15 protein-coding genes and 2 rRNA genes (1 of these 17 only partly in view) are annotated in these 24,466 nt (G+C 49.9%); 5 read left to right on the forward strand and 12 right to left on the reverse strand.

Going from position 1 to position 24,466, the window contains the following annotated elements; translation table 11 throughout:
• The 5 genes from IPG80_RS06770 to infA form a co-directional block, all read left to right on the forward strand.
• Window positions 1-2,171: ribosomal RNA gene (locus IPG80_RS06770) — 23S ribosomal RNA — on the forward strand; it begins 781 nt to the left of the window's first position.
• A gap of 78 nt (window positions 2,172-2,249) precedes the next feature.
• Window positions 2,250-2,366: ribosomal RNA gene (gene rrf / locus IPG80_RS06775) — 5S ribosomal RNA — on the forward strand.
• Window positions 2,367-2,456: 90 nt separating this feature from the next.
• Window positions 2,457-4,634: a DNA helicase RecQ gene (recQ, locus tag IPG80_RS06780; RefSeq protein ID WP_345104250.1), complete on the forward strand. Its 2,178-nt coding sequence runs from the start codon at window positions 2,457-2,459 to the stop codon at window positions 4,632-4,634.
• Between the two features lie 219 nt (window positions 4,635-4,853).
• Entirely contained in the window at window positions 4,854-5,051 is a 198-nt protein-coding gene (gene rpsU / locus IPG80_RS06785) for a 30S ribosomal protein S21 (protein WP_345104253.1), read from the forward strand.
• Between the two features lie 12 nt (window positions 5,052-5,063).
• Window positions 5,064-5,315, forward strand: a complete 252-nt coding sequence (gene infA / locus IPG80_RS06790; RefSeq protein ID WP_345104255.1) for a translation initiation factor IF-1 — start codon at window positions 5,064-5,066, stop codon at window positions 5,313-5,315.
• A gap of 65 nt (window positions 5,316-5,380) precedes the next feature.
• On the opposite strand, the gene IPG80_RS06795 is transcribed toward infA, so the two are convergent.
• From IPG80_RS06795 to IPG80_RS06850, 12 genes are all read right to left on the reverse strand, one after another.
• On the reverse strand, window positions 5,381-6,382 hold the full coding sequence (locus IPG80_RS06795; RefSeq protein ID WP_345104257.1) for a dihydroorotate dehydrogenase-like protein: 1,002 nt from the start codon (window positions 6,380-6,382) through the stop codon (window positions 5,381-5,383).
• Between the two features lie 59 nt (window positions 6,383-6,441).
• A complete protein-coding gene (nifJ, locus tag IPG80_RS06800) occupies window positions 6,442-10,005 on the reverse strand; it encodes a pyruvate:ferredoxin (flavodoxin) oxidoreductase (protein WP_345104260.1) in 3,564 nt (1,187 codons plus the stop codon).
• A gap of 187 nt (window positions 10,006-10,192) precedes the next feature.
• Window positions 10,193-10,567, reverse strand: a complete 375-nt coding sequence (locus IPG80_RS06805) for a DUF4406 domain-containing protein (RefSeq protein ID WP_345104263.1) — start codon at window positions 10,565-10,567, stop codon at window positions 10,193-10,195.
• A 23-nt stretch (window positions 10,568-10,590) separates the two neighbouring features.
• Window positions 10,591-11,502, reverse strand: coding sequence for a DMT family transporter (locus IPG80_RS06810; protein ID WP_345104266.1), 912 nt, complete (start codon window positions 11,500-11,502; stop codon window positions 10,591-10,593).
• Window positions 11,503-11,521: 19 nt separating this feature from the next.
• Complete coding sequence (locus tag IPG80_RS06815; RefSeq protein WP_345104269.1) at window positions 11,522-12,052, reverse strand: NUDIX hydrolase; 531 nt, start codon at window positions 12,050-12,052, stop codon at window positions 11,522-11,524.
• Between the two features lie 65 nt (window positions 12,053-12,117).
• On the reverse strand, window positions 12,118-12,870 hold the full coding sequence (locus IPG80_RS06820) for a LysM peptidoglycan-binding domain-containing protein (protein ID WP_345104272.1): 753 nt from the start codon (window positions 12,868-12,870) through the stop codon (window positions 12,118-12,120).
• Window positions 12,871-12,938: 68 nt separating this feature from the next.
• The gene (locus IPG80_RS06825) at window positions 12,939-14,921 is read right to left on the reverse strand and encodes a hypothetical protein (protein ID WP_345104275.1); all 1,983 of its coding nucleotides are present in this window, start codon (window positions 14,919-14,921) and stop codon (window positions 12,939-12,941) included.
• 164 nt (window positions 14,922-15,085) lie between these two features.
• Window positions 15,086-15,292, reverse strand: a complete 207-nt coding sequence (locus IPG80_RS06830) for a hypothetical protein (RefSeq protein WP_345104278.1) — start codon at window positions 15,290-15,292, stop codon at window positions 15,086-15,088.
• A gap of 72 nt (window positions 15,293-15,364) precedes the next feature.
• Window positions 15,365-16,408, reverse strand: a complete 1,044-nt coding sequence (locus tag IPG80_RS06835) for an adenylate/guanylate cyclase domain-containing protein (protein WP_345104281.1) — start codon at window positions 16,406-16,408, stop codon at window positions 15,365-15,367.
• A 7-nt stretch (window positions 16,409-16,415) separates the two neighbouring features.
• Entirely contained in the window at window positions 16,416-16,748 is a 333-nt protein-coding gene (locus tag IPG80_RS06840) for an Hpt domain-containing protein (protein WP_345104283.1), read from the reverse strand.
• 42 nt (window positions 16,749-16,790) lie between these two features.
• A complete protein-coding gene (locus tag IPG80_RS06845; protein ID WP_345104285.1) occupies window positions 16,791-23,195 on the reverse strand; it encodes a GAF domain-containing protein in 6,405 nt (2,134 codons plus the stop codon).
• Between the two features lie 116 nt (window positions 23,196-23,311).
• Window positions 23,312-24,466 (reverse strand): SpoIIE family protein phosphatase, encoded by a 1,155-nt coding sequence (locus IPG80_RS06850; protein WP_345104289.1) that lies wholly within the window; start codon window positions 24,464-24,466, stop codon window positions 23,312-23,314.

The raw sequence follows: 24,466 nt of genomic DNA on the forward strand, positions 1-24,466 counted from the left end.
GTGAAGCGAGTCTAATCACTCGTGGAGGCCCGAACCCACTAACGTTGCAAAGTTAGGGGATGACCTGTGGGTAGAGGTGATATGCCAATCGAACACGGAGATAGCTGGTTCTCCCCGAAATAGCTTTAGGGCTAGCGTCAAGCGTTTAGTACTGGAGGTACAGCACTGAATGGGCTAAGGGGCTTACAGCTTACTGAACCCAATCAAACTCGGAATGCCAGTACTCCATAGCTTGGCAGTCGGACTCCGGGAGATGAGTTTCGGGGTCGAAAGGGAAACAGCCCAGATCATCGGCTAAGGTCCTCAAGTCTATGCTAAGTGGTGAACGAGGTGAGATTACTTAAACAACCAGGAGGTTGGCTTAGAAGCAGCCACCCTTTAAAAAGTGCGTAACAGCTTACTGGTCTAGTGATTTTGCGCGGAAAACTTAACGGGGCTAAGCATAGCACCGAAGCCATGGGTCTCAGCGCAAGCTGGGGCAGTAGGGGAGCGTTCTGTCAGCGGTGAAGGTCGATCGTAAGGGCGACTGGAGCGGACAGAAGTGAGAATGCAGGCATGAGTAGCGTACAAATACGTGAGAACCGTATTCGCCGTATATCTAAGGTTTCCGACGCCAGGTCATTCCGCGTCGGGTTAGTCGAGTCCTTAGTCGAGGCCGAGAGGCGTAGATGATGGACATCCGGTTAATATTCCGGAACCGCTTGAAAGTGCGATGGGAGGACGCAACGAGGTAGGCCAGCCCATTATTGGATTTGGGTTCGATCCATCTAGGCGTTGAGACTGGTAGGCAAATCCGCCAGTTGAGCTGAGGTGAGAGCACACCGCAAGGTGTAGTGGCTGAGCCTTGTTGCCCAGAAAAGTCTCTAAGCATAACTTTCTAGCGCTCGTACCGCAAACCGACACCGGTAGATGGGTAGAGTATACCAAGGCGAACGGGAGAACCCTCGTTAAGGAATTAGGCAACATGACCCCGTAACTTCGGGAGAAGGGGTACCCTCTAGGGTGTTAAAGCCCCGGAGGGTCGCAGTGAAATGGCTCTGGTGACTGGTTAACAAAACCACAGGTCTCTGCTAAGCCGTAAGGCGATGTATAGGGGCTGACGCGTGCCCAGTGCCGGAAGGTTAAAGGGAGAGGTTAGCGCAAGCGAAGCTTTGAACTGAAGCCCCGGTGAACGGCGGCCGTAACTATAACGGTCCTAAGGTAGCGAAATTCCTTGTCGGGTAAGTTCCGACCCGCACGAACCGCGTAACAATTAGAGCACTGTCTCGACGAAGGACCCGGTGAAATTGAAATGGCTGTGAAGATGCGGCCTACCCGCAGCAGGACAAAAAGACCCCGTGGAGCTTTACTGCAACTTGGCATTGTATTTGGGCATAATCTGTGTAGCATAGGTGGGAGGCTTTGAAGCTGGCGCGTCAGCGTCGGTGGAGCCACCAGTGAAATACCACCCTGATTATGTTTAGATCCTAACCCCATTCCGTCATCCGGATGGGGGACCGTGCCAGGTGGGCAGTTTGACTGGGGCGGTCGCCTCCCAAAAAGTAACGGAGGCGCCCAAAGGTTCCCTCAGGTGGAATGGAAACCCACCATAGAGTGTAAAGGCATAAGGGAGCTTGACTGTAAGGCCAACGCGCCGAACAGAGACGAAAGTCGGGCTTAGTGATCCTACGGTACCGAGTGGAAGGGCCGTAGCTTACCGGATAAAAGCTACCCCGGGGATAACAGGCTGGTGAGATCCAAGAGTTCACATCGACGATCTCGCTCGGCACCTCGATGTCGGCTCATCGCATCCTGGGGCTGGACAAGGTCCCAAGGGTCGGGCTGTTCGCCCGTTAAAGCGGTACGCGAGCTGGGTTCAGACCGTCGTGAGACAGGTCGGTCTCTATCCGCTGTGGGCGTAAGGGATTTGAAGGGAGCTGCTCCTAGTACGAGAGGACCGGAGTGGACAGACCTCTAGTGTGCCAGTTGTTCCGCCAGGAGCATCGCTGGGTAGCCATGTCTGGCAGAGATAACCGCTGAAAGCATCTAAGTGGGAAACTCGCCCTAAGATTAGATCCCTGTATTCCCGTAAGGGAGTAAGACCCCAGGTAGACTACCTGGTATATAGGCAGGGTGTGTAAGCACAGCAATGTGTTCAGCTAACCTGTACTAATGGTCGAGGGCTTCATCCTGTGATGCGGAGAAATTGGTACTTTTCCAAAAAATTACATCAATTTGTTATTCAGGACAATTCACTTGTGAATTAGTCCCTTGGTGATTTGAGCGATGTGGGTACACCCGGTCCCATCCCGAACCCGGCAGTTAAGCACATCAGCGCTGATGGTACTTGGAGGGCAGCCTCCTGGGAGAGTAGGTCATTGCCAAGGGGCTTTTCTTTACTTATTTGCCGTCTGCAGAAATGTAGGCGGCTTTTTGTTTTCCTGTGCTAAAATCCTTCATCTGAAAAGGGAGGCAATATGCAGACAACCACTTCCATTCTTAAAGACACTTTTGGCTATGATTTTTTTCGGCCGCTTCAACAGGAAGTAATCGAAAATGTACTTGCACGCCGCGATACGCTGGCTGTTATGCCGACTGGTGGGGGGAAGTCGCTTTGTTATCAGATCCCATCATTGATGTTCGAGGGTTTGACGGTGGTTATCTCTCCCTTGATCTCCCTGATGAAAGATCAAGTAGAACAACTGCGTGCTTTTGGCGTACCCTCCGTTTTCCTTAATAGCTCGCTCTCCCCTCAGGAATACCAGGAGAATATGGACTACGTGAAGCGTGGTGAGGTTAAATTACTTTATGTCGCGCCGGAAACTCTCCTTACTCCACGGATACTTGCGCTTCTTTCCAGCCTGAAAGTGGATCTGATAACCATCGACGAAGCCCACTGTATCTCAGAGTGGGGGCATGACTTTCGCCCGGAATACCGCCAAATTGTAGAAGTCCGCAAAAAATTCCCGGAAGCTGTCTGTATGGCGTTGACAGCTACTGCCACCTCGCGCGTCCGTCAGGACATTCGGCATACACTTAAGTTCCCGACCACAAATGAGTTTGTGGCCAGTTTTAACCGCGAGAATTTATTTATTGAAGTTTTGCCGAAGCAGGAGCCAAATCGGCAGGTCCTTGAAATTATTGATCGCCACAAAGATCAGTCGGGTATTATTTATTGTTTTTCTCGCAAACAGGTGGACGAACTTTCTGCTTTCCTCAGTGTAAAAGGATATTCGATTCGCCCATATCATGCCGGATTGAATGATGCCGAACGCCGCCGTAATCAAGAGTTGTTCATCCGTGACGATGTACAGATCATTGTGGCTACGGTTGCTTTTGGAATGGGAATCAATAAACCAAATGTTCGCTTTGTCATTCACTATGACCTGCCAAAAAGTATTGAGGGGTATTATCAGGAAATCGGACGTGCTGGGCGTGATGGACTGCCTGCGCAGTGTACATTGCTCTATAGTTATGCGGATGTTGCTAAATTAAATTACTTTATCGATCAAAAGGAAGGCGACGAAAAGCGTGTAGCCATTGAGCATTTGAATGCCATTGTTCGATTTGCCGAGGATGAGCGTAATTGCCGCCGTAAGCCGTTACTCAACTATTTCGGCGAAGCTTACTCCGCCGAGAACTGCTCCAACTGCGATAACTGCAACTCTGCCCCGACCCCGCTGACCGATATTACGATCCCTGCGCAAAAGTTCCTTTCCTGCGTTAAGCGCGCGGACGAGAAGTTCGGTGCTGGGCATATTGTGGATATATTGCTAGGCTCAAAGAATGAGAAGGTGTTGCGTTGGGAGCATGAAAAACTCTCCACATATGGGATCGGTAAGGAGTGGGACAGGAAACAGTGGATGCATCTTGCCCGTCAACTACTTTCTCTGGGATATCTAAAGCAGGATGGGGAGTTTCATACGCTCAGCCTGACGGTAAAGGCGTTGGAGTCGCTGCGGAAGCGCGAACCCATTTTCGGTGTTATGCAAGAGGCGATGGAACGCGTCAAGAATGATGGAAAGAAAAAAGAAGCAGAGTTGGAGTATCATCGCGGGCTTTTTGCCATTTTGCGCCAGAAGCGCAAGGAGTTGGCGGACGAGGCTGGGGTGCCACCGTATGTGATCTTTCCGGATCGGACTTTGATAGAAATGGCGGCGTATTTTCCGCAATCACAAGATAGTTTGCTGGCGATTTCGGGGGTAGGGCAGGTAAAGGCACGCCAATATGGTGAGGCATTTTTGCGTGTTATTCAAGATTTTTCTGGAAAGCATGGGCTGAGCGAAAGGAAAAAGGAGGCTCGTCGGGATAAAAGTGATGCAGGGCGCAGGTATGTGCTGATCGGTGAGTTGTATAACGGCGGTGAGACGGTACCAGGGCTGATGGACCGTTATAAGGTGACCAACGCGACTATTTTGGATCATCTGACGCGTTTTGTTTTGGCTGGCAATGAATTGCGTAAAGGCAATGATCTTGAGACTTTGACGACTGCCACCCCAGACCAAAAGCAGGCTGTGTTTAAGGTATTTGATGAGGTTGGGACGGCAATGCTGAAACCAGTCTTTGACAGGCTGGATGGGGCTTTAAGCTACGATGACTTGAAGGTTTTGAGGCTTATGTATCAGGTTTTGGGGCGGGGGGACGTTGGGAAATGAGAGGCTAATCGTCTTCTCATCTTTGGACGAATCGTGTATAATCCTGTCCGCAGGTTCGGCAGTGGATCTATTCCGCTTGGTGTCACAAGGAGAATTGAAGCGCAATTATTGATCGTAGGATCATGGAGTTCGTTTCAGGTTTTTTGAAGGACGCTTTCGGCTGAGTCTGTGAATGACAGCCGATTTTTTATTTCCATAACGGAAAGGAGGTGACAACCAGTGGCAAGTGTCAATTTAAGAAATGGTGAATCTCAGGATTCACTGCTCAAGCGTTTCCGCAAAAAGGTCGTGAAGAGCGGTGTTCTCAGCACGGTTCGCCGCAAACGCTGGTTCGTTTCCAAGAGCGAAACCCGCCGTATGGAGAAGAAGAAGGCAATCCGCCGCATTAAGCGTCGCTCCTTCAAGGACAATGAATAGGAAGAGGCATGTATGACTAAAGAAGAAGGCAAAATCAGAGTGGACGGTGTTGTGATTGAAGCATTGCCCGGCACCCAGTTCCGCGTGAAGCTCGATAATGGTCACGAGGTTCTGGCGTACCTTTCGGGTAAGATGCGCAAGCACTACATCCGTATTTTGTTGGGCGACCGTGTTGCCCTCGAAATGTCCCCTTATGATATGGCTCGCGGACGCATCACGTTCCGCCAGCGCAAGCAAGCTGCCGCCGCTCCTGTTGAAGAATAGTCCTTGCAAATAGAATAAAAAAAGCTCTCCGTTCGGAGAGCTTTTTTGTTGCTTATTCATGTTTACTAAGGAAGATCGCGCCAAGAACTGAGTACTTTCATGTAGTTTGCGCGTTCAAATGCTGCTGGTTCTTTGACGTTTTTCTGGCTCATGCTGCCCTGCATCTGTTCGATGGAGGTGTATTCATGCGATTCCATCCACCAGCTTAATTCATTCAGCATTTCGGGCAGGATCTTTTCGCCGTTATGGAGGAGGTTGGATGCCATCATGGCGACCTTGGCGCCTGCCATCATGGCTTTGAGCACATCGGTATGGGTGTGGATGCCGCTGGTTAGGGCATAGTCTGTGTTGACCTTGCCGTACAAGATCGAGATCCAGCGTAGGGGGAGGCGCAGGTCGGCGGATGTGCTCAGGTCGAGGCTGTGAACGATATCCAGTTCTTCGAGATCAAAGTCAGGTTGGTAGAAGCGGTTGAAGAGGACGAGTCCGCTTGCGCCTGCATCCACGATGCGTTTGGCAAAATTGGGCAGGGATGTTACGAACGGACTGAGTTTCACAGCCAGGGGAATCTTGATGGAAGATTTTACTTCTGCTACCAGTTCTACTTGTGCATTTTCCAGGTCGATTGCGGTCAGGTTCGGGTCGGTGGAGAGGAAGTACAAGTTCAGTTCGAGTGCATCGGCTCCGGCTTCTTCGATGCGTTTGGCATAGCTGGTCCAGCCGCCTTTGGAGACGCCGTTCAGGCTGCCAATCACCGGAATGTTCACGGCTTTTTTCAAGGCGGCGAGCTGATTAAGGTATTTTTCCGGGCTGACGCTGTACATGCCGCCGTCCGGCAGGTAGGTGAGGGCTTCGGCAAAGGAGTCGGTGCCGCGTGACAGAAAATGGTCCAGTTCTAGGCTTTCGTGGATGATCTGTTCTTCGAAGAGTGAGTACATCACAATGGCAGAAATGCCCGCTTCTTCCAATTTTTTGGCTGTATCTAATTTCTTTGAGAGCGGCGAAGCCGAAGCAACGAGCGGATTCTTTAATTTTAGTCCGAGATAAGAGGTGGATAGTTCAGTCATAAGAGTGTCCTTTGTTAGGGGTAAAAATGGGCGAGAGGTTATCTCGCCCATTGTAAAACCTATTCTTTTTTATCGCTGTCTTTTTCGTAGTGCATCGAAGCCATCTGTTGGTATAGCGTCCAGCGAGACTTGGCGTCATGCTGGGCTTCCTTCATCAATTCCTCGGCACGCTCTTCGTTCATTTGAGTCAGCATCTTGTAACGGGTTTCATTGTATGCATATTGTGTGAATGGGATGCTCGGTTCTTTCGATTCCATCACGAGCGGATTTTGTCCGTTCAGTGCGAGGCGCGGATCGTAGCGGAACATGGGCCAGTGACCGGATTGTACTGCAAGTTTTGTCTGATCTAGGCTGCGCGCCATATCATAGCCGTGTGCGATACAGGGGCTGTATGCAATGACCAGAGAGGGACCATCATAGGCTTCGGCTTCAAGCAGAGCTTTTAGCGTTTGCTGGTCGTTGGCGCCCATCGCCACTTTGGCGACGTACACATACCCGTACGACATGGCGATCAGCCCAAGGTCTTTCTTTGGCATGCCTTTTCCGCTCATGGCGAATTTGGCAACTGCCGCCCGCGGCGTGGATTTGCTGGATTGACCGCCGGTGTTTGAATACACTTCGGTATCGAGCACGAGAATGTTCACATTGCGTCCACTGGCAAGGACATGGTCCAAACCACCGTAGCCGATGTCGTATGCCCAACCATCGCCGCCAATGATCCAAACGGATTTCTTGACGAGGTTGTCGGCAAGACTAATGAGATCTTTCGCGCGGGTGTCACTGGATTTACTGAGTTTATCCTTCAATTGGGCAACTCGTTCACGTTGAGCGCCAATTCCTGTTTCGTCTTCCTGATTGGCATTCAAAATGGCGGTTACCAACTCGGTGCCCACGGTCTGTTCGAAAGATTTGAGCAATTCCTGAGCATATTCATGTTGTTTGTCGATGGTCAGGCGCATGCCCAAACCAAACTCGGCGTTATCTTCAAAGAGCGAGTTCGACCAGGCAGGTCCGCGACCTTCGGCATTCTTCGCCCACGGGGTGGTGGGCAGGTTGCCGCCATAGATGGACGAACAGCCAGTGGCATTCGCGATCACGGCGCGGTCGCCGAATAACTGCGAAACGAGCTTCACATACGGAGTCTCACCACAACCTGCACAAGCGCCGCTGAACTCGAACAACGGGCGCAGCAACTGCGCATTTTTGATGGTGGACGGATTGATCAACTTGCGGTCAAGGTCGGGGATGTTCATGAAGAAATCCCAATTCTTGGCTTCAGCTTCGCGTAACGCTGGCTGCGGTTCCATGTTGATCGCCTTGCGTCCCACCGCAGTCTTATCCTTCACCGGGCAGACTTCCACACACAGCGTACAGCCGGTGCAGTCCTCGGGGGCAACCTGCAAGGTGTAGGCATAGCCTTCGCCAAATTCCTTGAACTTTGACTTGACGTGTTTGAACGTCTCTGGTGCACCGCTAAGTGCGTTCTCTTCATATACCTTGTGGCGGATGACCGCATGCGGACAGATCATGACGCACTTCCCGCATTGGATACAAATATCTTCGTTCCAAACTGGAATTTCCAGCGCGAGGTTGCGTTTTTCCCATTGGGTGGTGCCGGTGGGGAAGGTGCCATCGACAGGGAAGGCAGAGACGGGTATGTTGTCGCCGTCTGAGTCGATGATCTGACCGAGTACATTCCTGACGAAGTCAGGCGCTTCAGCCGGGACCGGGAGCCTGCGAGTCGTCTTTGAGCTAACCTTTGCCGGAACCTTGACCTCATAAAGATTTGCCACAGTTGCATCCACAGCTTCAAAGTTCTTTGCAACCACGGCTTCACCGCGTTTGCCATAGGTCTTTTTGATGGCGTATTTGATCTGTTCGATGGCTTGTTCTCTCGGCAGGATGCCGCTGATGGCGAAGAATGCAGTCTGCATGATGGTGTTCATGCGTCCGCCCATGCCGGTTCTTTCCGCTACGTCATAGCCATTGATAACGTAGAACTTGAGTTTCTTCTCAATGATGTCTTTCTGGACTTCCTGCTGAAGTTGATCCCAGATCTCTTCAGGACCATATAAGCTGTTGAGCAGGAAAATACCGCCCTCTTTGGCATACTTGAGCATATCCACACGTTCAAGGAAGGAATACTGGTGGCAGGCGACGAAATTTGCCTGATTGGCTTCGATGAGATACGGTGCGCGGATGAACTTAGGTCCAAAGCGCAGGTGAGACATGGTCACCGTGCCGGATTTCTTTGAGTCGTAATAGAAGTAGCCTTGGGCAAAGTTCTCGGTTTCTTCGCCGATGATCTTGATCGAGTTCTTGTTCGCACCCACAGTCCCATCTGAGCCGAGACCGAAGAAGACACAGCTGACCATTCCTTCGGATTCGATGAAGAATGAGGTGTCTATGGTGAGGGAGGTGTGAGATACATCGTCGTTGATACCAACGGTGAAGTGATTTTTTGGCTCGGGCTTGCTCAGCTCATCGAAGACGGCTTTAGCCATTGCCGGGGTGAATTCTTTGGAAGATAAACCATATCGTCCGCCGATAACCTTGATGGTGGATCGTTGACCTTCGACCAACGAACTGATCACGTCCATGTAGAGGGGTTCGCCCATGGAACCGGGTTCTTTGGTGCGGTCTAGCACGGCAAGGGATTTGACGCTCTTGGGCAGTGCCTTGATGAAATGTTCTACAGAGAAGGGGCGGTAAAGGCGTACTTGCAATACACCCACTTTTTCGCCTTTTTTGGTGAGGTAATTTGCTGTCTCTTCAGCAACTTCGCCGCCGGAACCCATGATGATAATGACGCGCTCGGCATTGGGGTCGCCGGTGTAATCGAACAGGTTGTAATGGCGTCCGGTAATCTTGGCGAACTTATCCATCATCTCTTGTGTGATGGCAGGAACAGCCGCGTAATATGGATTCGAGGCTTCGCGCATCTGGAAGTAGACATCCGGGTTCTGGGCGGTGCCGCGCAGGGTGGGGTGCTCGGGGGTGAGTCCACGGGCTCGATGGGCGCGGACTAGATCTTCGTCTAGCATGAGGCGCAGTTCTTCATCCGATAATTGGATGATCTTGTTGACTTCGTGTGAGGTCCTGAAGCCATCAAAAAAATGTAGAAAGGGGACGCGTGCTTTGAGGGTTGCGGCTTGAGAGATGGCTGCGAAGTCTTGCGCTTCCTGCACGGAGGCGGAGGAGAGCATTGCCCAACCGGTCTGGCGGACGGCCATCACGTCTTGGTGGTCACCGTAAATGGAAAGGGCGTGGGCGGCGATGGCGCGCGCGGCAACATGGAAGACGGTGCTGGTAAGTTCACCAGCGATCTTGTACATGTTTGGGATCATCAACAATAAGCCCTGAGACGCGGTGAAGGTCGTAGTTAGTGCGCCGGTCTGGAGGGCGCCATGCACGGTTCCGGCTGCGCCGCCTTCAGATTGCATTTCAACCACGAGCGGGACGGTGCCCCAAATGTTCTTCTTGCCCTTGGCAGACCATTCGTCTGAGAATTCGCCCATCGCGGAGGATGGGGTGATCGGGTAAATGGCGATCACTTCGTTGAGACGGTGGGCAACGCTTGCGGTTGCTTCGTTTCCGTCGATCATAATGACATTCTTGTTCATTCTTTGGCTCCTGTAAAAGGCGATTTGCCTTGTATTTCCTCAATGGACAAGTGTATTCCCACGGGATGAATTACGTTAGTTATATATGACTTAAATCCCCCTGCCTGATGTCATATATTGGATAGGATTGGTGGAAATAAAAACACCTCGATGTTTTCGAGGTGTTTTGACGGATTTTGAACGATTGTCATTTTGAGATATCGGCGATCTCATCCAATGAATAGAATATTTTTGCACCTTTTTCTTTGGCTGTACTGACCATTAAATCAGCGCCTGATGATGCGCCGCCAACACGCAGGACGGCATCACATTTTTCAAGTAGACGTACAGCCACAGGGTGGAAGATTTCATTGAATATTTCATCGCCGGTTTCTTTGGACCCTGCCAACGCCAGTAATGGCAATGCGAACCATTCGCCGAGAACTGGGATATGTCCCTTGCGGAAGATTGGCACGGCAAATGACTCCATGAAATGGACGTTGGCTGCGATCTTTTCCGGGTCGTCGTTTGTGCCAGAGCGGTAAGGTCCGGCGATCAGGATCATCATTGGTTTTTGTGACATTGTATTCTCCTAGTTCTACGATTTTATCGTTCTGAAGTGGGTAGATATCGCCACAATTGGACGATCAGTGTACCAATAAGCACGAAAATTAGCCCCAGTATCTCTTTTCCACCAAGTGGTTCGCCAAGAAATATCCATGCGAGGATGGCGATCTGGGGGAGCATCGTTCCATTGATGATGCTGGATTCCACGGCGGTGAGAGTTTGCAGGGACTTGTTCCATAGCGTAAAAGCAATTGCAGTGTTGATTATTGCCAGCCAACCAATGATCGCCCACTGGGTGAGGTTCAGTCTGCCCATGCCCTGGGTAAGGTTGCCAATAATCAGCATGATAATTCCGCCAATCCCCATACTGACACTAGTAACTACGAGTGGATTTAATTTCTCTTGAGTGTTGATGTAACGTCCAAAAATGGATGATGCCGCATTTGCAGACAAGGCAACCAACCCGGCAAGCAAGCCAATGATCTGACCTTCTTCGATGGAAAGGGGAGCAAAATAGATAAGCGCTCCAATGACTGTAACTAAAATCCCGCCCCATTGCGTGAGCGATGTACTTTCACTATGAGAGATCATTCCGTAAATGGCAATGAAGATGGGTGAGAAATTCAATAACAGTGAAAGAGTGGCAGAAGGTAAAAAAGACAAGCTGACGAATTGAGCTCCCTGAGTGAGTGTGTAAAATATGATGCCAAGCCCGGTAAGTTCCCACCAGGTTCGGGCTGGGAGTTCGCGCAGTGTTTGGCGGTGAGTTGGATTAAGTATGGCAAACGGCAATAGGCAAAATGCTGCAAGGGTGTAGCGCAGTCCGGCAAAGGTAACAGCAGGCAATTCAGATTCCAGCCCGATCTTTATAAAAACCCACGAGGTTGACCATAAAAACGTTACCAATAAAGCTTGCGATACGGCAATAAGATGTGTTTTGTTGGTTTTCACTTTGGATTTCGTTTTGGTGTTATTCCAAATAGGATCTAGCCATTAGCAATGCCGCCAATGATTTGGCATCGGGCATTTCGCCTTTTTCTGCCATTCTTAATGCTTCTTTGATGGGAAGCTTTTCTACTGATAAGAATTCATCATCATCTGCTTCGAGGGGGTTGTGTTTGAGGTCTGTGGCTAAAAAGACGCCCATGTATTCAGTGGAGTAGCCCGGCGCAAGGTAGAACGAACCGACATGGATTAATTTGCCAGCCTCCATGCCCGTCTCTTCGCGGATCTCGCGCGCAGCACAATCTTCAAAGGGCTCATCCCCATCGCGGGTTCCGGCGGGCAGTTCAAGCATGTCCATGCCTGCGGCGTGGCGGTATTGCCGGACAAAAAGCAAGTTGCCGTCTCCATCCATTGGCACGATGACGACGGAGCCGCCATGCTCCACGATATCGAATTTTGTGTCACGCCCATCGGGAGTTTTCAATGTGTCACGGCGAATTTTAAATGCACGTCCTTGTAGAATGGTTTCAGATTTGAGTAATTCAAAAGCTGGCATGGGGATATCCTTGTGAAAAATAAAAAGCCCAGGTGTCTTCGACCTGGGCTTTTGGTGGTTCAACGTTATGGGATCTGTAGAACCTGCCCAACCGTTAAACTGGCGGAGGCAGAAATGCCGTTTGCAGAAGCAATTGCGTTCGGGTCTGCATCTCCGTAAAGACAGGCGATGCTGTAAACCGTTTCACTTGATGAAGCAACCGTATATGAAGCCGGATGCGCCTTAAGCGAACGCGCACCGGGGAAAGGACCATTCTGTGGAATGACCAATTTCAGACCTGCATAATAAATATCCGGGCTGGTAAGTCCACTGGCTTGCAGGAGAGCTTCAGGGTCAACGTTGTAACGGCGGGCGATACAGTAGGGATATTCGCCATCGTGTAGGACGTACTCAGAGCCAGATGCAATCACAGGCGGTACAGATGTGGCTGCAGCAGATGTGGATGCCGGTACCGGCGTTGCGACGGAATTGGCATTGGTGGGGGTTCCAACATTTGGAGCAACTGTGCTTGTAACAGTTGCAACTGAGGCTTCTGGAGTGCCTGTGGTGGTCGTAGAAATTGCCTGCGGCGTGCCCGGAGTCCCCGGGGTGCCACCGCCTGCGGCGGCGGTTTGGGCGGCTTCGGTCTGTTTCGCAAATTGTTCGATCATTGCCATGGGGTTCTCAACCGAGGCGATCGGCGAAACAAAGAGCCCGGTTGGGATGAGCGTTGGCGTTTCAACCGGGGCGGACGAAAGGGATTGTGTGCAAGCAGATAATACTACTGCGGCGATGATTAAAAACAAGATCACCTGCACACTACGATGTTTCTGGGTCATATCTTCTCCTGAATCCTTATATTAAAAAAAGATGGTAGCACATGAAGATTAAAGCGTCAAGCCGTGCATTATGGATTGCAACCAAGCTTCAACCGAGCGGAATTAATGGCATTTTCGCTTCCTGCGGGAGCCTTTGCCTGAATCTGCTCCCAAACCGTGCAGACCGCCTTGAGCGTTTTTTCATCCATTTCCAGGGCGGATTCGGAGGCTTTCGAGGCTTGATCAAATTCACCATTCATGGCGTAGGCTTCTACAAATACCAGCCATTCACGCGCATCTTCTGGCTTGAAGCCAGAGGCAAAAACTTCATCGCCCAGCCTGGCAGATGTTTCAAAATCGCCTTGTTGGTTGGCTAGCCCGGCTTTGGCGTAGAAATAACACCATTCCGGCTTCGGTTCGGCGAAGAACATAGGTTGCGCAGGTTGGGGGGCATCTGTAATGATGCGTGCAGGGTCAGAAATGGGAATTGCATTGGTGATCTCTTCCGGCAAATGCGAGTAAATGGTGAGATCGCCACGTGCCGGGTCGAAGACCCGCAAACAGCCATGTTCCGGCATGTATAAAGTCAGCGCATTGGATGTGCTGCTGCTGAAGTTTACTGTGCGGTAGGGGTAGTTGATCTGAACATCTTTTTCGAGAGAGGGTATTGTAAAACCGCCCAGCCGCCGTTTAGTATAAAGAAGGATGTAGGGCAGGTCAGAGCGGGTATAGTCGGGGGCATACATCCAGTTGATGGGGGCGGTGAAGGAGAGATCGGTTTCGTAGTCGATGGGGATCTCGTAGGCAAGCAAGACGGTGTTCTTTTCCAATGCGGGGATGCGCCATGCCATTTGCCAGTAGATGTCACCTTGTCTTTGCCAATCTCGGCGGAAGATGTTGGCGTTGAAGAATTGCTGACCAATGCCAAGTGCGATGAGCGCTGAAAAGATAATGACGCGCGTGCGATGGTTCTTTACGAGCAACTCCAGCAAGCCAATGACAAACATGCATGCACCAAACATCATGGAGATCATGAAGCGGTCGAATGAGGATTGCAGGGTGAGCGGAAGCCCTGCCGCTAAGGAGGGCAGGCGACCAAGCAGGATGGCGAAGATACTGCTGATAAGCAGGGATATGGCAAAGGTGTTATCCGTGACTTCAGGGGGGGCGGAGTGGAGCAGGATGCGGATGAGAAAAATGAACGAGAGTGCAATCAGCCCCAAGGTTAAGAGCGAGGCGGGCGCGGGTAGGGTGGAAAAAGTCAGGACAAGGATTTGTGTCCAGATGTAGAACCCGGCTTTCCATAGAGCATCCAGCGCTTGAACAAGGAAATACATGAAGTCTGGCGATTGTGTGGCAGTGACTTCGTAGGATTCGTATGGACCGAACTTGTAATAATAGAAAAGCCATGCGGCGTTGAGGATCCAAATGAATAAGTAAGGCAGCCAGAGTTTGAACGATCTCGCGAAGCGTTCGGTGAGACTGCCCTGCAGGATGGTGAACAGCAGTAGAAAGCGAATGCCTTCGATACCGAAGAAATATTCAGTGGGGAAGATACCGCAAATTTGCAGCAATAGGGCGATGACGGTGTCTGTGCGTGTTTGTGTACGCAGGGCTTTGAAGGTGTACCCAAAGGATAGCAAGTAAAAAAGGAAAGGGATGAGTTCCTGATTGATATGAGTGTATGCCACCCAATGTTGACTGTACCCCGGGAAGACGAGCATGAGCAAGGCAGCGAAGAAGGCGAGCGTTTTGCGGGTGGGGAGGATCTGGTTGAACATCCACCATGCGGCGATGCCGATGAGGAAGCGGATGATGAGTGCGAATATTTGCCAGTAAAGCGGAACCGGTGGGACGAGGCTGGTGGTGAAATAGAAGATCGGTCCGAGGAATGGTCGGAACGGCATAAAGGCGGGAATAAACTCAGCCGGACCGAGAAATTTTGCGATCCATGCGAAGGGCCAGTCGTCCCAATAGAAACCAGTGAGGGGCAGGAGTAAGCCGTAGGCGATGACTGTAATGATGGCGATCAGAAAGGTTTGACGTGCAGTGGGGGAAAGGCGAAATTGCATTGCGTAATTATAAGGGATTGTTTTGGATGATTTTTAGCAGTGGGAGAAGCAGTTACAGTTTTCAATACTGTGGAAAGCGGGTACGAATTTTTTCGAGAATCTGTTTTGCTTCCACGAGATGTTTGATCAAGAAACCCCGGCAGAACTCTAAAGTGCGGTTGTAATTATACCGATAATCGCAGTAGTATTCCAAAACTTTGAATTTTTGTAACTTTGTCTCTCAGAAAAATGACAGACAGCCGATTGTGTGACCAAAATAGAGACTTGAAAGCCCCGATCTGTTTGGCGAAGATGCCGCCTAAAAAGTCATATATCTTCCAGCCGAACATGCCGCCAATTCCTACTACTGTACTTAAGATGGTTGTGTTCATTTCCTGTTTAGTGATATGGAGTACGGCGCGCAGTTTTGGTGCAGCCTGAACTCGCGTTTTCCATATTGCATTTCATGCTCCCAGCACTGCAAATACATTTACTGCCTGGTTTTTTCCTTTGAAAATGATTCTGCCTAAATCTTCCACCTTTACATCGGCGGATAATCCGTCGCGGGTGTACTCATCTACGATCAGCGGACGCAGGGCTTCCTTTGTATACTCCTCGATCCGGTTGGATAAATTGACCGTATCCCCAATGCAGGTATAGATCGCGCGGTTCTGTGTGCCGGTATACCCCACCGTCATCTTGCCCGATGCAATACCAATGCCAATATGCAGCTGCGTTTTCCCCTGTTCAAGTTGATTACGATTAAACTCCTTTAACCGTTCAAGCATTTTCAACGCAGAACGCACAGCCTTTTCACGATGGTCTTCAAAAAAAATCGGCGCGCCAAAAATAGCCAGCAGACCATCACCCATCATCTGATTTACTGTTCCGCTGTTATCGGTGATCGCATCGAACATCATGCTGAAATACTGGTTGAGCAGGTCAATGGTTTCCACCGGGTTCTGATTTTCGGCAATGGTCGTGAAGGAACGAATATCCGCGAACAGTACACTGGCAGTCACTTGTTTGCCGCCCAGTGAAAATCCTGTACGTAATAGTTCTTCCGCTACTTCCCTGGTTGCAAATGTTCGGAATAATTTTCGCTGTTCATCACGCAGTCGTTTCTTTTCAAGGCTGGCGTTCACCCGCGCGCGCAAAAGGATCGGGTTGACCGGCTTCGTTAAATAATCTTCTGCGCCGAGTTCCACACATTTCACCACTGCGTCCAACTCTTCCATTGCCGAAGTCATAATGATGGGAATTTGACGCAGGTCGAAATCGTTCAGGCAGGCTTCCAATACTTCAAAGCCATTCATCACAGGCATTTCAATATCTAACAGCATCAGGTCGAATAGCCCTGAACGGAATTTTTCCAAACCTTCCTGTCCGTTCTCGGCAGTCTCCACTTGATGTCCTTGTAATTCCAGACTGCGCGAAAGTGCCATACGGTTAACGCGGTTGTCATCCACTACGAGCAGACGGGCGGGTTCAAGAGATGGTATCGTCATTATTGGATTACCTCAACCTATTTAATTGGATTTTTACCTGCTCAAACGCCTCTTGCAAAATCTCAATCTTATTACCCGTTTCAAGGTTTCTTTCACGTCCAAGCATTTCCAACTCTCGTGCCAGTACTGCAAGGTCACCCGCGCCAAAGGTAGCCGCATTCGATTTCAAGCTGTGTGCCGCGCGTCGAAAGGTCTCAGAATCCTGCGCGGCAAGTGCGGACTTCATTTCCGCAATTTGCGTAACGGCGTCTTCAAGGAAGGCGTCGATCAGTTCCTCAATGAAATCTGCGCCGGTGCTTTCTTTTAGTGCATTGAATGTGATCAGATCTAAAACAGACATGGGTCTCCAATAAATAGGCTGATTAAATCGCCCTGAATAGGCTTACGGATTTGCCTTGAATAACGCATCCACCAGTTCCGTCACGCGGATGGGTTTGGGGATGTAGTGGTCCATGCCTGCGTTCAGGCACATTTCACGGTCACCTTGCATGGCATTGGCAGTTAAACCAATAATGAAAGGATGATCATTCACCCAGCGTGCAACGATCTCACGTGTGGCTTCCAGCCCATCCATTTCCGGCATTTGTACATCCATCAAAATGACATCATACCTTTGACGTTCCACCGCCTGGATCGTTTCCCGCCCGTTCGCTGCCACATCGGCGCGATAGCCCATCTGTTCGAGCAAACGCAAGGCGAGCTTCTGATTGACAGCATTATCTTCTGCAAGGAGGATTTTCAATGGATGACGCGTTGCCATTTGCGGGTCGGGTTTGAAGCGGTCTGTATGCACTTTGCGGGCATCATCTTCAGTCTGCACGAAAAGTCCTACCAAGGTATCAAACAACTGCGATTGTTTGATCGGTTTGGAAAGGTAGGCCGAGAAGATATTGTTCTCATCGCCTGCTTCACGCCTGCCAAGCGAACTGAATAGAACCAGGGGGAAATTCGCACTCGTGCGTAATCGCTTTGCCAACTCCAACCCATCCATATCCGGCATGTGCATATCCAAAATCGCAACATCGAAGATTTCACCGTTATCAATCCATTGCAGGGCAATCGTAGGGGACTCCGTGTCGCGTGGTACCATGCCCCACTTGCTGGTCTGCATGTTGAGGATGTAGCGGTTGGTGGCATTATCATCAACGATCAATACACGTTTGTTCTGCAGGGCGGGTTGAATGCCAATGTGAACAGATTTTTTCATGGGCATCAGGTCTGCGATCTCAGCCTTGATATTGAAGGTGAACGTAGAGCCATGCCCCAGCCCATCACTCATTGCCCATAAACTGCCGCCCATCATTTCGGTGAGGCGTTTACTGATGGCGAGACCCAAACCAGTGCCGCCATATTTACGTGTAGTGGATGAATCTGCCTGCGAAAAAGACTGGAACAAGCGGCTCATGCCTTCTGCTGAAAGACCGATGCCGGTATCACGCACAGCGAAGGTTAGCAGTACTTTCTCTTTTGCGCCTCCGTTCTTATAGCGTTGGCTGGATACTGTCAGCACGACTTCCCCTTTGTCTGTGAATTTAACTGCATTACTGAGCAGGTTGGTGATCACCTGCCGCAGGCGTGTTACATCGCCGACGATGGCGGGGGGGATGTCGCCCTCGAAGATGTAGGCAATGTCGATGCTCTTTTCAACTGCGCGTGTTGTCACCAGATCGAGCGAGGCTTCCACGCAGTCCCGCAGATCGAAGGGTTGGTGCTCCATCTCCATACGCCCAGCTTCGATCTTTGAGAAATCGAGGATGTCATTGATGATGGCGAGCAAGGCGTCACTCGAGCCGCGGATGGTCTCGACATAATCGCGTTGTTCATCGTTAAGACTGGTATCCAACAGCAGTCCGCTCATGCCGATCACCGCGTTCATGGGGGTGCGGATCTCATGGCTCATGGTGGCAAGGAAGGCACTCTTGGCTTCGTTGGCTTGTTCGGCGGCGGCGCGAGCCGAACGGGCTTCTTCGAACAAGCGCGCATTTTGAATGGCAGTTGCTGTGCTGGAGGCGATCGATTCCATCAGAGTGATAATGGATTCATCGTAAGCATTTTCATGGTCAAAATTTTGGATCGTGAACCCGCCAATTAGTTCCCTGCCGACGATCATAGGGATCATTACGACCGATTTGGGAATGTCATTCTCAACCGTCATTTTCGAGCCGAGCTTTTTCCACAGGATGGGAGAACGTCGGTTGATGACTAGCGTCTTCCCTTGCATGGATGCTTTGCGTGTAAAGTCATTGACAGGGAAGGGCGGGAATTGCACTCGCTCATTGCCTTTGGTGACATAATGCGCCGTGACGGTTTGGGTTTCCTTATCGAACAACCCAATGCCAATATTATCTTCATTGACCAGTTCGCGAACCTTATCTCCGACCATTTCGATGATTGTGTTGACATCCAACTGCTGGGTGAGCACTTGACCGATGTCGTTTAGGATCTCAAGCTCGGCGGCGCGGCGTTTTGTTTCATCGAAGAGGCGTGCGTTTTCAAGTGCAACACCGGTGGCGCTGGCAATCGTCTCCAATAGACGCAGCGATGAATCAGAAAAATAATCTTCGAAATCCAGGTTTTGCAACGAAATGCCCGTGATCGAATTCTTACGGATCAAGATCGGAATGGCACTCAATGATTTGGGCACTCGAGAACGCGAGGTTCTAAAATCGGGGAAGTTCGCTGCAAATGCTTCAAAATCTTTGTTGATCACAAAACTTTTCCGGGTCGAAACCACCTGTTCCGTGATATAGGTGTGCAGGGACGTTGCCTTTTTGGGTGAAATTTCCCATTCTTTTCCCTGCTCATAAGCAAACTCATAGGTCATGATTTGGGTTTCCAAGTCCACGGTATAAATGACCGCAGAATGGACATTGAATATTTCGGGCAGTTTTCTGCCCACCGATTGGTAAATGGATTTAATGTCAATATTGGAAACCAGTGTCTGTTGAACAGAGTTGATCATACCCAGTTCTGTGTTCTGCTGTTCGGTTTCTTTTAATAGACGTTGGGTTTCGTTGAAGAGGTGGGCGTTTTGAATGGCAACGCCCATATTGGCAGAGAGGGTCTGCAAAATGCGTAGATTATCTTCACTAAAGGCTTCAGCTTTATAGCTTTGCACATCCACAACCCCGAGCACTTGATCGCCGACCATGATGGGGACGCCCATGTAAGATTTTATGTCATCATCATCTTCTGGTGCGGTGATATATGAGGCTGCCCCGTTATCTTCGATCTCTGTGGTTGTGTTCAATAACAAAGGCTGTTTTGTGATGATGATCTTGGAGGTAAGTCCTTCTCCCAGTTCCCAGGGCGGTTCGTTTTCGTAATAAATATTGTCGCTAAAGCTGAAGACCAACCGCACTATGTTTGTCGCGGCGTCGTAGAGCAGGATATCTACGATTTCAGCATTGAAGATTTCATGGATTTTATTGCCTACATTGCTGGTCACGGCATTTACATCGAGAGCGCGGGACATTGAATCGCTTACGTTGTTCAAAATGGCAAGTTCGGCGGCGCGTTGTTCAGTTTCTTTAAGAAGGCGCTGGGTCTCGTCGAATAGGCGTGCATTTTCGATGGCGACCCCGACAGAGTTTGCAATTGTCGTCAACAGACGTACATCTGATTCGGTGAAGGCGTCTTCTTTCTCCAGGTTTTGCAGTGAGATCACGCCTTTGACTTCATCTCCGATCAGCATTGGCACCCATAACCCGGAATGAACGATTACGTCGTCTATCGCGTTCGTTCCAAGATTTGCAGATCGAAACTTTTGAGAATGTTCTTCGAAATCACGGTTGATCAAAATCGATTTCCCGGTACGAATGACATGTCCGCCAAAGCCGCCACCATCTTCACGTAGCGGTAATGGGTCTTGGTACAGCCTTTCACCCTTCTCAATGATATAGGGGTAGTAGGTCAGTTTTTCATTTTTATCGTAAATGCTCAGCACTACGATTTGCGCATCAAAAATTTCACGAATCCTGTCGCCTGTCTTGTCGTACACCGATTGGATGTCCATTTTCGTATCCAACCCGGCGAGAATATTGTTAATAAGCGCAAGTTCGTCTGCTCGTTGACGCGTCTCTGCGAGTAAGCTTTGAGATTCGTCAAATAATCTTGCATTTTGGATTGAGATGCCCATGCTGCCTGCCAATGTTGAGAGCAGGCGCAGGTCATTTTCATGAAAGGCGCGTTCTTGTTCAAAATTTTGGATGGAAAGTGAACCGAATATCTGGTCGCCGACAAGGATGGGCAGTGCGATCAATGATTTTGGAAATGTATCTCCGGCGAGTAATGTGGAGCCGTACTTGTGTGCCATCTCGCCAACTTTTTCATTAATGTAGAGTGTTTCTTTGTTGCGGATGACATATCCGGAAAAACCTGAAAGTGGCTGCTTTTCAGGGTAAATTCGTTCGCCATTCCAATACATGTAGGGGAAGTCGGCCGTATCGGTCTTGGGGTCATAAAGGGAGATGATCACTGCTTGTGTATTGAAAATGCCGCGCACTTTCTCGCCAACAAGATCGTAGATAGACTGAACATCCAATTTTGTAGAAAGCCCCTGCTGTACGCTGTTGATGATCTCAAGTTCGTGCGCGCGCTGCTCTACTTCATTGACGAAATTCGCATTCTGGATGGCAATGACCGCCTGCAAGGATAACTCTTCCTGAAAACGTAGGTCGGCATTTGAGAAAGGTTCGCCGCCTTTGCGCCAGACCGCCATCATGCCATTGACTTTATCTCCTGAAAGCAGCGGAGTGACCATTAAACGTTCGTTCGTGACCGCGGGGGTGCCGGGTATCTGCAAGGTTCGCGGGTCGTGATTGGTGTCGTTGATGTATTCCGGTTTTCCTAATTTGGCAAGCGACCCAATAATGCCTTCCCCAATGGCGATCGAGTCTGCCAGGATCTCATCAGCAATGTCACCTTTCGCGACCAGGGCGCGCATTAGATTTCCGCTTGGTTCTGGTAGATAAATGGCGCTGCTGGAACCGTTCAACAGGTCGCGCGCATGTGCTGCGATTTTGTCTAATACGGACGAGAGGTTCAAAGTAGCTGAGATATCGCGACCAACTTCGTTTAGCGCCTCAGATTCACGTGCATGTCGCACTGTCTCTTCGAAGAGCCTGGCATTGTTGAGTGCTGCACTTAAACTGGTGGCGATGGTATCAAGAAGTTTAATATCAGACTCTTGAAAAGCATTTTCGCGATCCAGGTTTTGAAGGCTCAAGATCCCTGTCACTTGATTACCAACGATCATTGGTGCAAATAGCAGGGATTTCGGGGCTTCTCCTGCCGAAGCGGGTTCTTCGCCCAGCTCGGCAGCCATCTTCAGATAATCTTGATTGATGAGCAGAGTGTTCTTTGAATCGATCACCCGCCTGCGAAAACCGTCTATAGATGAGGGTTGTTCCAGGCGCATGCGTTCACCACGCTCATTAATATATCGGTGATGAACTTCATTTGTAGCCGGGTAATAAAGAGAGATCAGTGTTACCTGAGCGTCGAATATCTCTCCAACCTTATCTCCAATTAAATCAATGATGGATTGAAAATCTAATTTGGATACCAAGACCTGTTGCAGACTGTTGATCATGCCCAATTCGGCATTTCGCCCGGCAGTTTCTTTTAGCAGCCTTTCGGTTTGATTGAAGAGGCGTGAGTTTTCGATGGCAACGGCAGCCTGATCGGCAAATAACCTTAATAGCCGCAGTTCTGACTCTGAGAAGGTGCGCGCATCAGCGAAATGGATATTCATGACGCCGACAACTTTTTGCCGAAACAGAAGCGGGATCCCGATCAGTGCTCCCATCCAGTTCGAATCCTTGTACAGCGGGTGGGTACTCATATCTTCCACCAGCAATGCTTTTCCTGTCTTTGAAACAATATCCGTCATGCCGCCGGGGCGCGGATTGGCAACTGGGGCGTGCGTGATCTCACCATGAGCGATGGCTGTGCCGAATTGCAATTTACCGTCTTCATATAGAAAAAGGTTGATGTTTTCGATGCTGGACATCAACGCAGAAGTATTTTGAAGGAGTGAATTCAGAACGGTGGTAAATTCAAGATTGGAGGAAAGGTCAATGGTGGCGTTACGGATCGCTTCCAATTCTGCATTCCGTTGTTCTGCCTCCGTGAGCAGCCGTTGTGTCTCATTAAGCAAGTGTGCATTTTCCAGCGCAACACTCAACGATCCAGCAAGAGTTTCCAACAGACGCACATCGGAACTTCTGAACGAATTTTCCTGCTCCATGTTCTGCAGAGAGATCACTCCGCGCACTTCATCGTTTGTAATGAGAGGGACATACAAAGCCGATTTTGGAATGGCGGGTCCTAAAATAAGCTGTGCGCCATATTCCTGCATGCGCTGCCCGACGTTATCGTTAAAAAGGAAGGTCTTTTTTAAACGGATCAGTGTCTTGACCAACCCACTCATGGGGCGGGGGGCAAGGTGTTCGCTGCCGCGACGGTCTACATAATAGTTGAATATCTGGGTTTCGGTCTTATGGTCAAATGTGGCGATAATAGTGGTTTGCGAGCCGAAAAGGTCACGGATCTTATCTCCGACAAGATCGTAGATCGCCTGCATCTCCAATTTGGAGGCAAGCCCTTCCTGCACGCTTTGGATGATGGCAATCTCTGCCTCGCGCTGCGCCAACTCTCTTTTGAGCTTGATAGGTGAAACCGGTTTGGTGCTGGTTTTCTTTTGATTAGCGGCAGAAGCGCGTGCAGGCGCTTTTTTAGACGTTTTGGCGGGTGTGGCGTTCTTTTTCTGACCGGGTTTAGGCATGCAATCCTCTGAGCATGATGCAGTTTACATAGCAGGGTAAGAATCGTCAATAGCAATCGAAAAAAAACAGACGCTGAGCGCCTGTCTGTCATTATCTTGTCATGTTTACAAACTTGTTAAAGCCTTCTTAATGCCAGAATGGTGATATCGTCAAATTGGTCTTCGCTGCCGATGAACATTTCAAGCTCACTGCCGAGGCGTTTAACACATTCGGCACAGGTGGCATCCTTTTTTGTCGAGACTTCCACCAACCGTTCATGCCCGAAGAATTCATCCTGTGCATTTTTGCTGTCGGGAATGCCGTCAGTGAATATAAGCAGGCGGTCACCGGTTTCCAGGCGGCTCTCCTTGACTTCGAATTTGGCTTCGGGGCTGAACCCGATCACAGGACCGGTAGGGTGGAGTTCTTCGAGTGAGTCGTCTGCACGTAATAAGTGCGGTGCCTCATTACCAGCATTTACATAGGTGAGTGTTCCATCTGCGATATTCAGGATCCCAATGAAGAGAGTGGAAAATACAAGCGCTTCTTCATGAGTTCTGGCAACATAGTTATTCGTAATGGTTATGGATTGCCTAATGCGCAGCGCAGGTGAAATGACATCGTTGTTCGATGTGCCTGAAAAATAAGCGGCTGTGGATGTGGCACGAAGCAGGCTGCGAAAAAGGGTCATGAATAAAGCGGCTCCCACACCTTTACCGCATACATCACCTACCATGAAGACGAGATTGCCATCCGACAGGGTGAAAGCATCGTAATAGTCGCCCGCTACGAATTTGGCAGCTTTGAAGTATGCACTGATCTCCCAGCCCGGCACATTGGGCATTTCTTGCGGCAGGAACTGCTGCTGAATATCCCTCGCGATATTCAATTCCTTTTCAAGGCTTTGCAGATACTGCTGTTCCTGATCGCGCAGGCGTTTACGTTCGAGGCTGGCGGTAATGCGCGCATGAAGGATGACCGGCTCGAAAGGCTTGGGCAGATAATCTTCCGCACCTTTTTGTATCCCTGTTACCACGCTCTTCAAGTCGCTGTTTGCAGAGATGATGATAATGGGAATATCACGCACAGCAGAGTCTGCTTTGACCTGCTCAAGCACGGAAAACCCATCCATGACGGGCATCATAATATCAAGCAGAACTAGGTCTGGCGAAGCATTGCGGATCTGGTCCAGCGCCTCCTGCCCGTTACTGGCAGTAAGCAATTCATAGCCCGATTCTTCAAGTTCCTGCTCGAGATAATCTACATTAAAGGGTTCGTCATCGACGATCAA

This window comes from Candidatus Villigracilis vicinus, from assembly GCF_016702885.1.
GTDB classification, from domain to species: Bacteria; Chloroflexota; Anaerolineae; order Anaerolineales; family Villigracilaceae; genus Villigracilis; species Villigracilis vicinus.

Bases quoted from the DNA above. Each gene is read 5' to 3' on its own strand.
- recQ (WP_345104250.1), top strand. From the start codon at position 2,457: ATGCAGACAACCACTTCCATTCTTAAAGACACTTTTGGCTATGATTTT.
- infA (WP_345104255.1), top strand. From the start codon at position 5,064: ATGACTAAAGAAGAAGGCAAAATCAGAGTGGACGGTGTTGTGATTGAA.
- IPG80_RS06795 (WP_345104257.1), bottom strand. From the start codon at position 6,382: ATGACTGAACTATCCACCTCTTATCTCGGACTAAAATTAAAGAATCCG.
- nifJ (WP_345104260.1), bottom strand. From the start codon at position 10,005: ATGAACAAGAATGTCATTATGATCGACGGAAACGAAGCAACCGCAAGC.
- IPG80_RS06805 (WP_345104263.1), bottom strand. From the start codon at position 10,567: ATGTCACAAAAACCAATGATGATCCTGATCGCCGGACCTTACCGCTCT.
- IPG80_RS06815 (WP_345104269.1), bottom strand. From the start codon at position 12,052: ATGCCAGCTTTTGAATTACTCAAATCTGAAACCATTCTACAAGGACGT.
- IPG80_RS06820 (WP_345104272.1), bottom strand. From the start codon at position 12,870: ATGACCCAGAAACATCGTAGTGTGCAGGTGATCTTGTTTTTAATCATC.
- IPG80_RS06825 (WP_345104275.1), bottom strand. From the start codon at position 14,921: ATGCAATTTCGCCTTTCCCCCACTGCACGTCAAACCTTTCTGATCGCC.
- IPG80_RS06830 (WP_345104278.1), bottom strand. From the start codon at position 15,292: ATGAACACAACCATCTTAAGTACAGTAGTAGGAATTGGCGGCATGTTC.
- IPG80_RS06835 (WP_345104281.1), bottom strand. From the start codon at position 16,408: ATGACGATACCATCTCTTGAACCCGCCCGTCTGCTCGTAGTGGATGAC.
- IPG80_RS06840 (WP_345104283.1), bottom strand. From the start codon at position 16,748: ATGTCTGTTTTAGATCTGATCACATTCAATGCACTAAAAGAAAGCACC.
- IPG80_RS06845 (WP_345104285.1), bottom strand. From the start codon at position 23,195: ATGCCTAAACCCGGTCAGAAAAAGAACGCCACACCCGCCAAAACGTCT.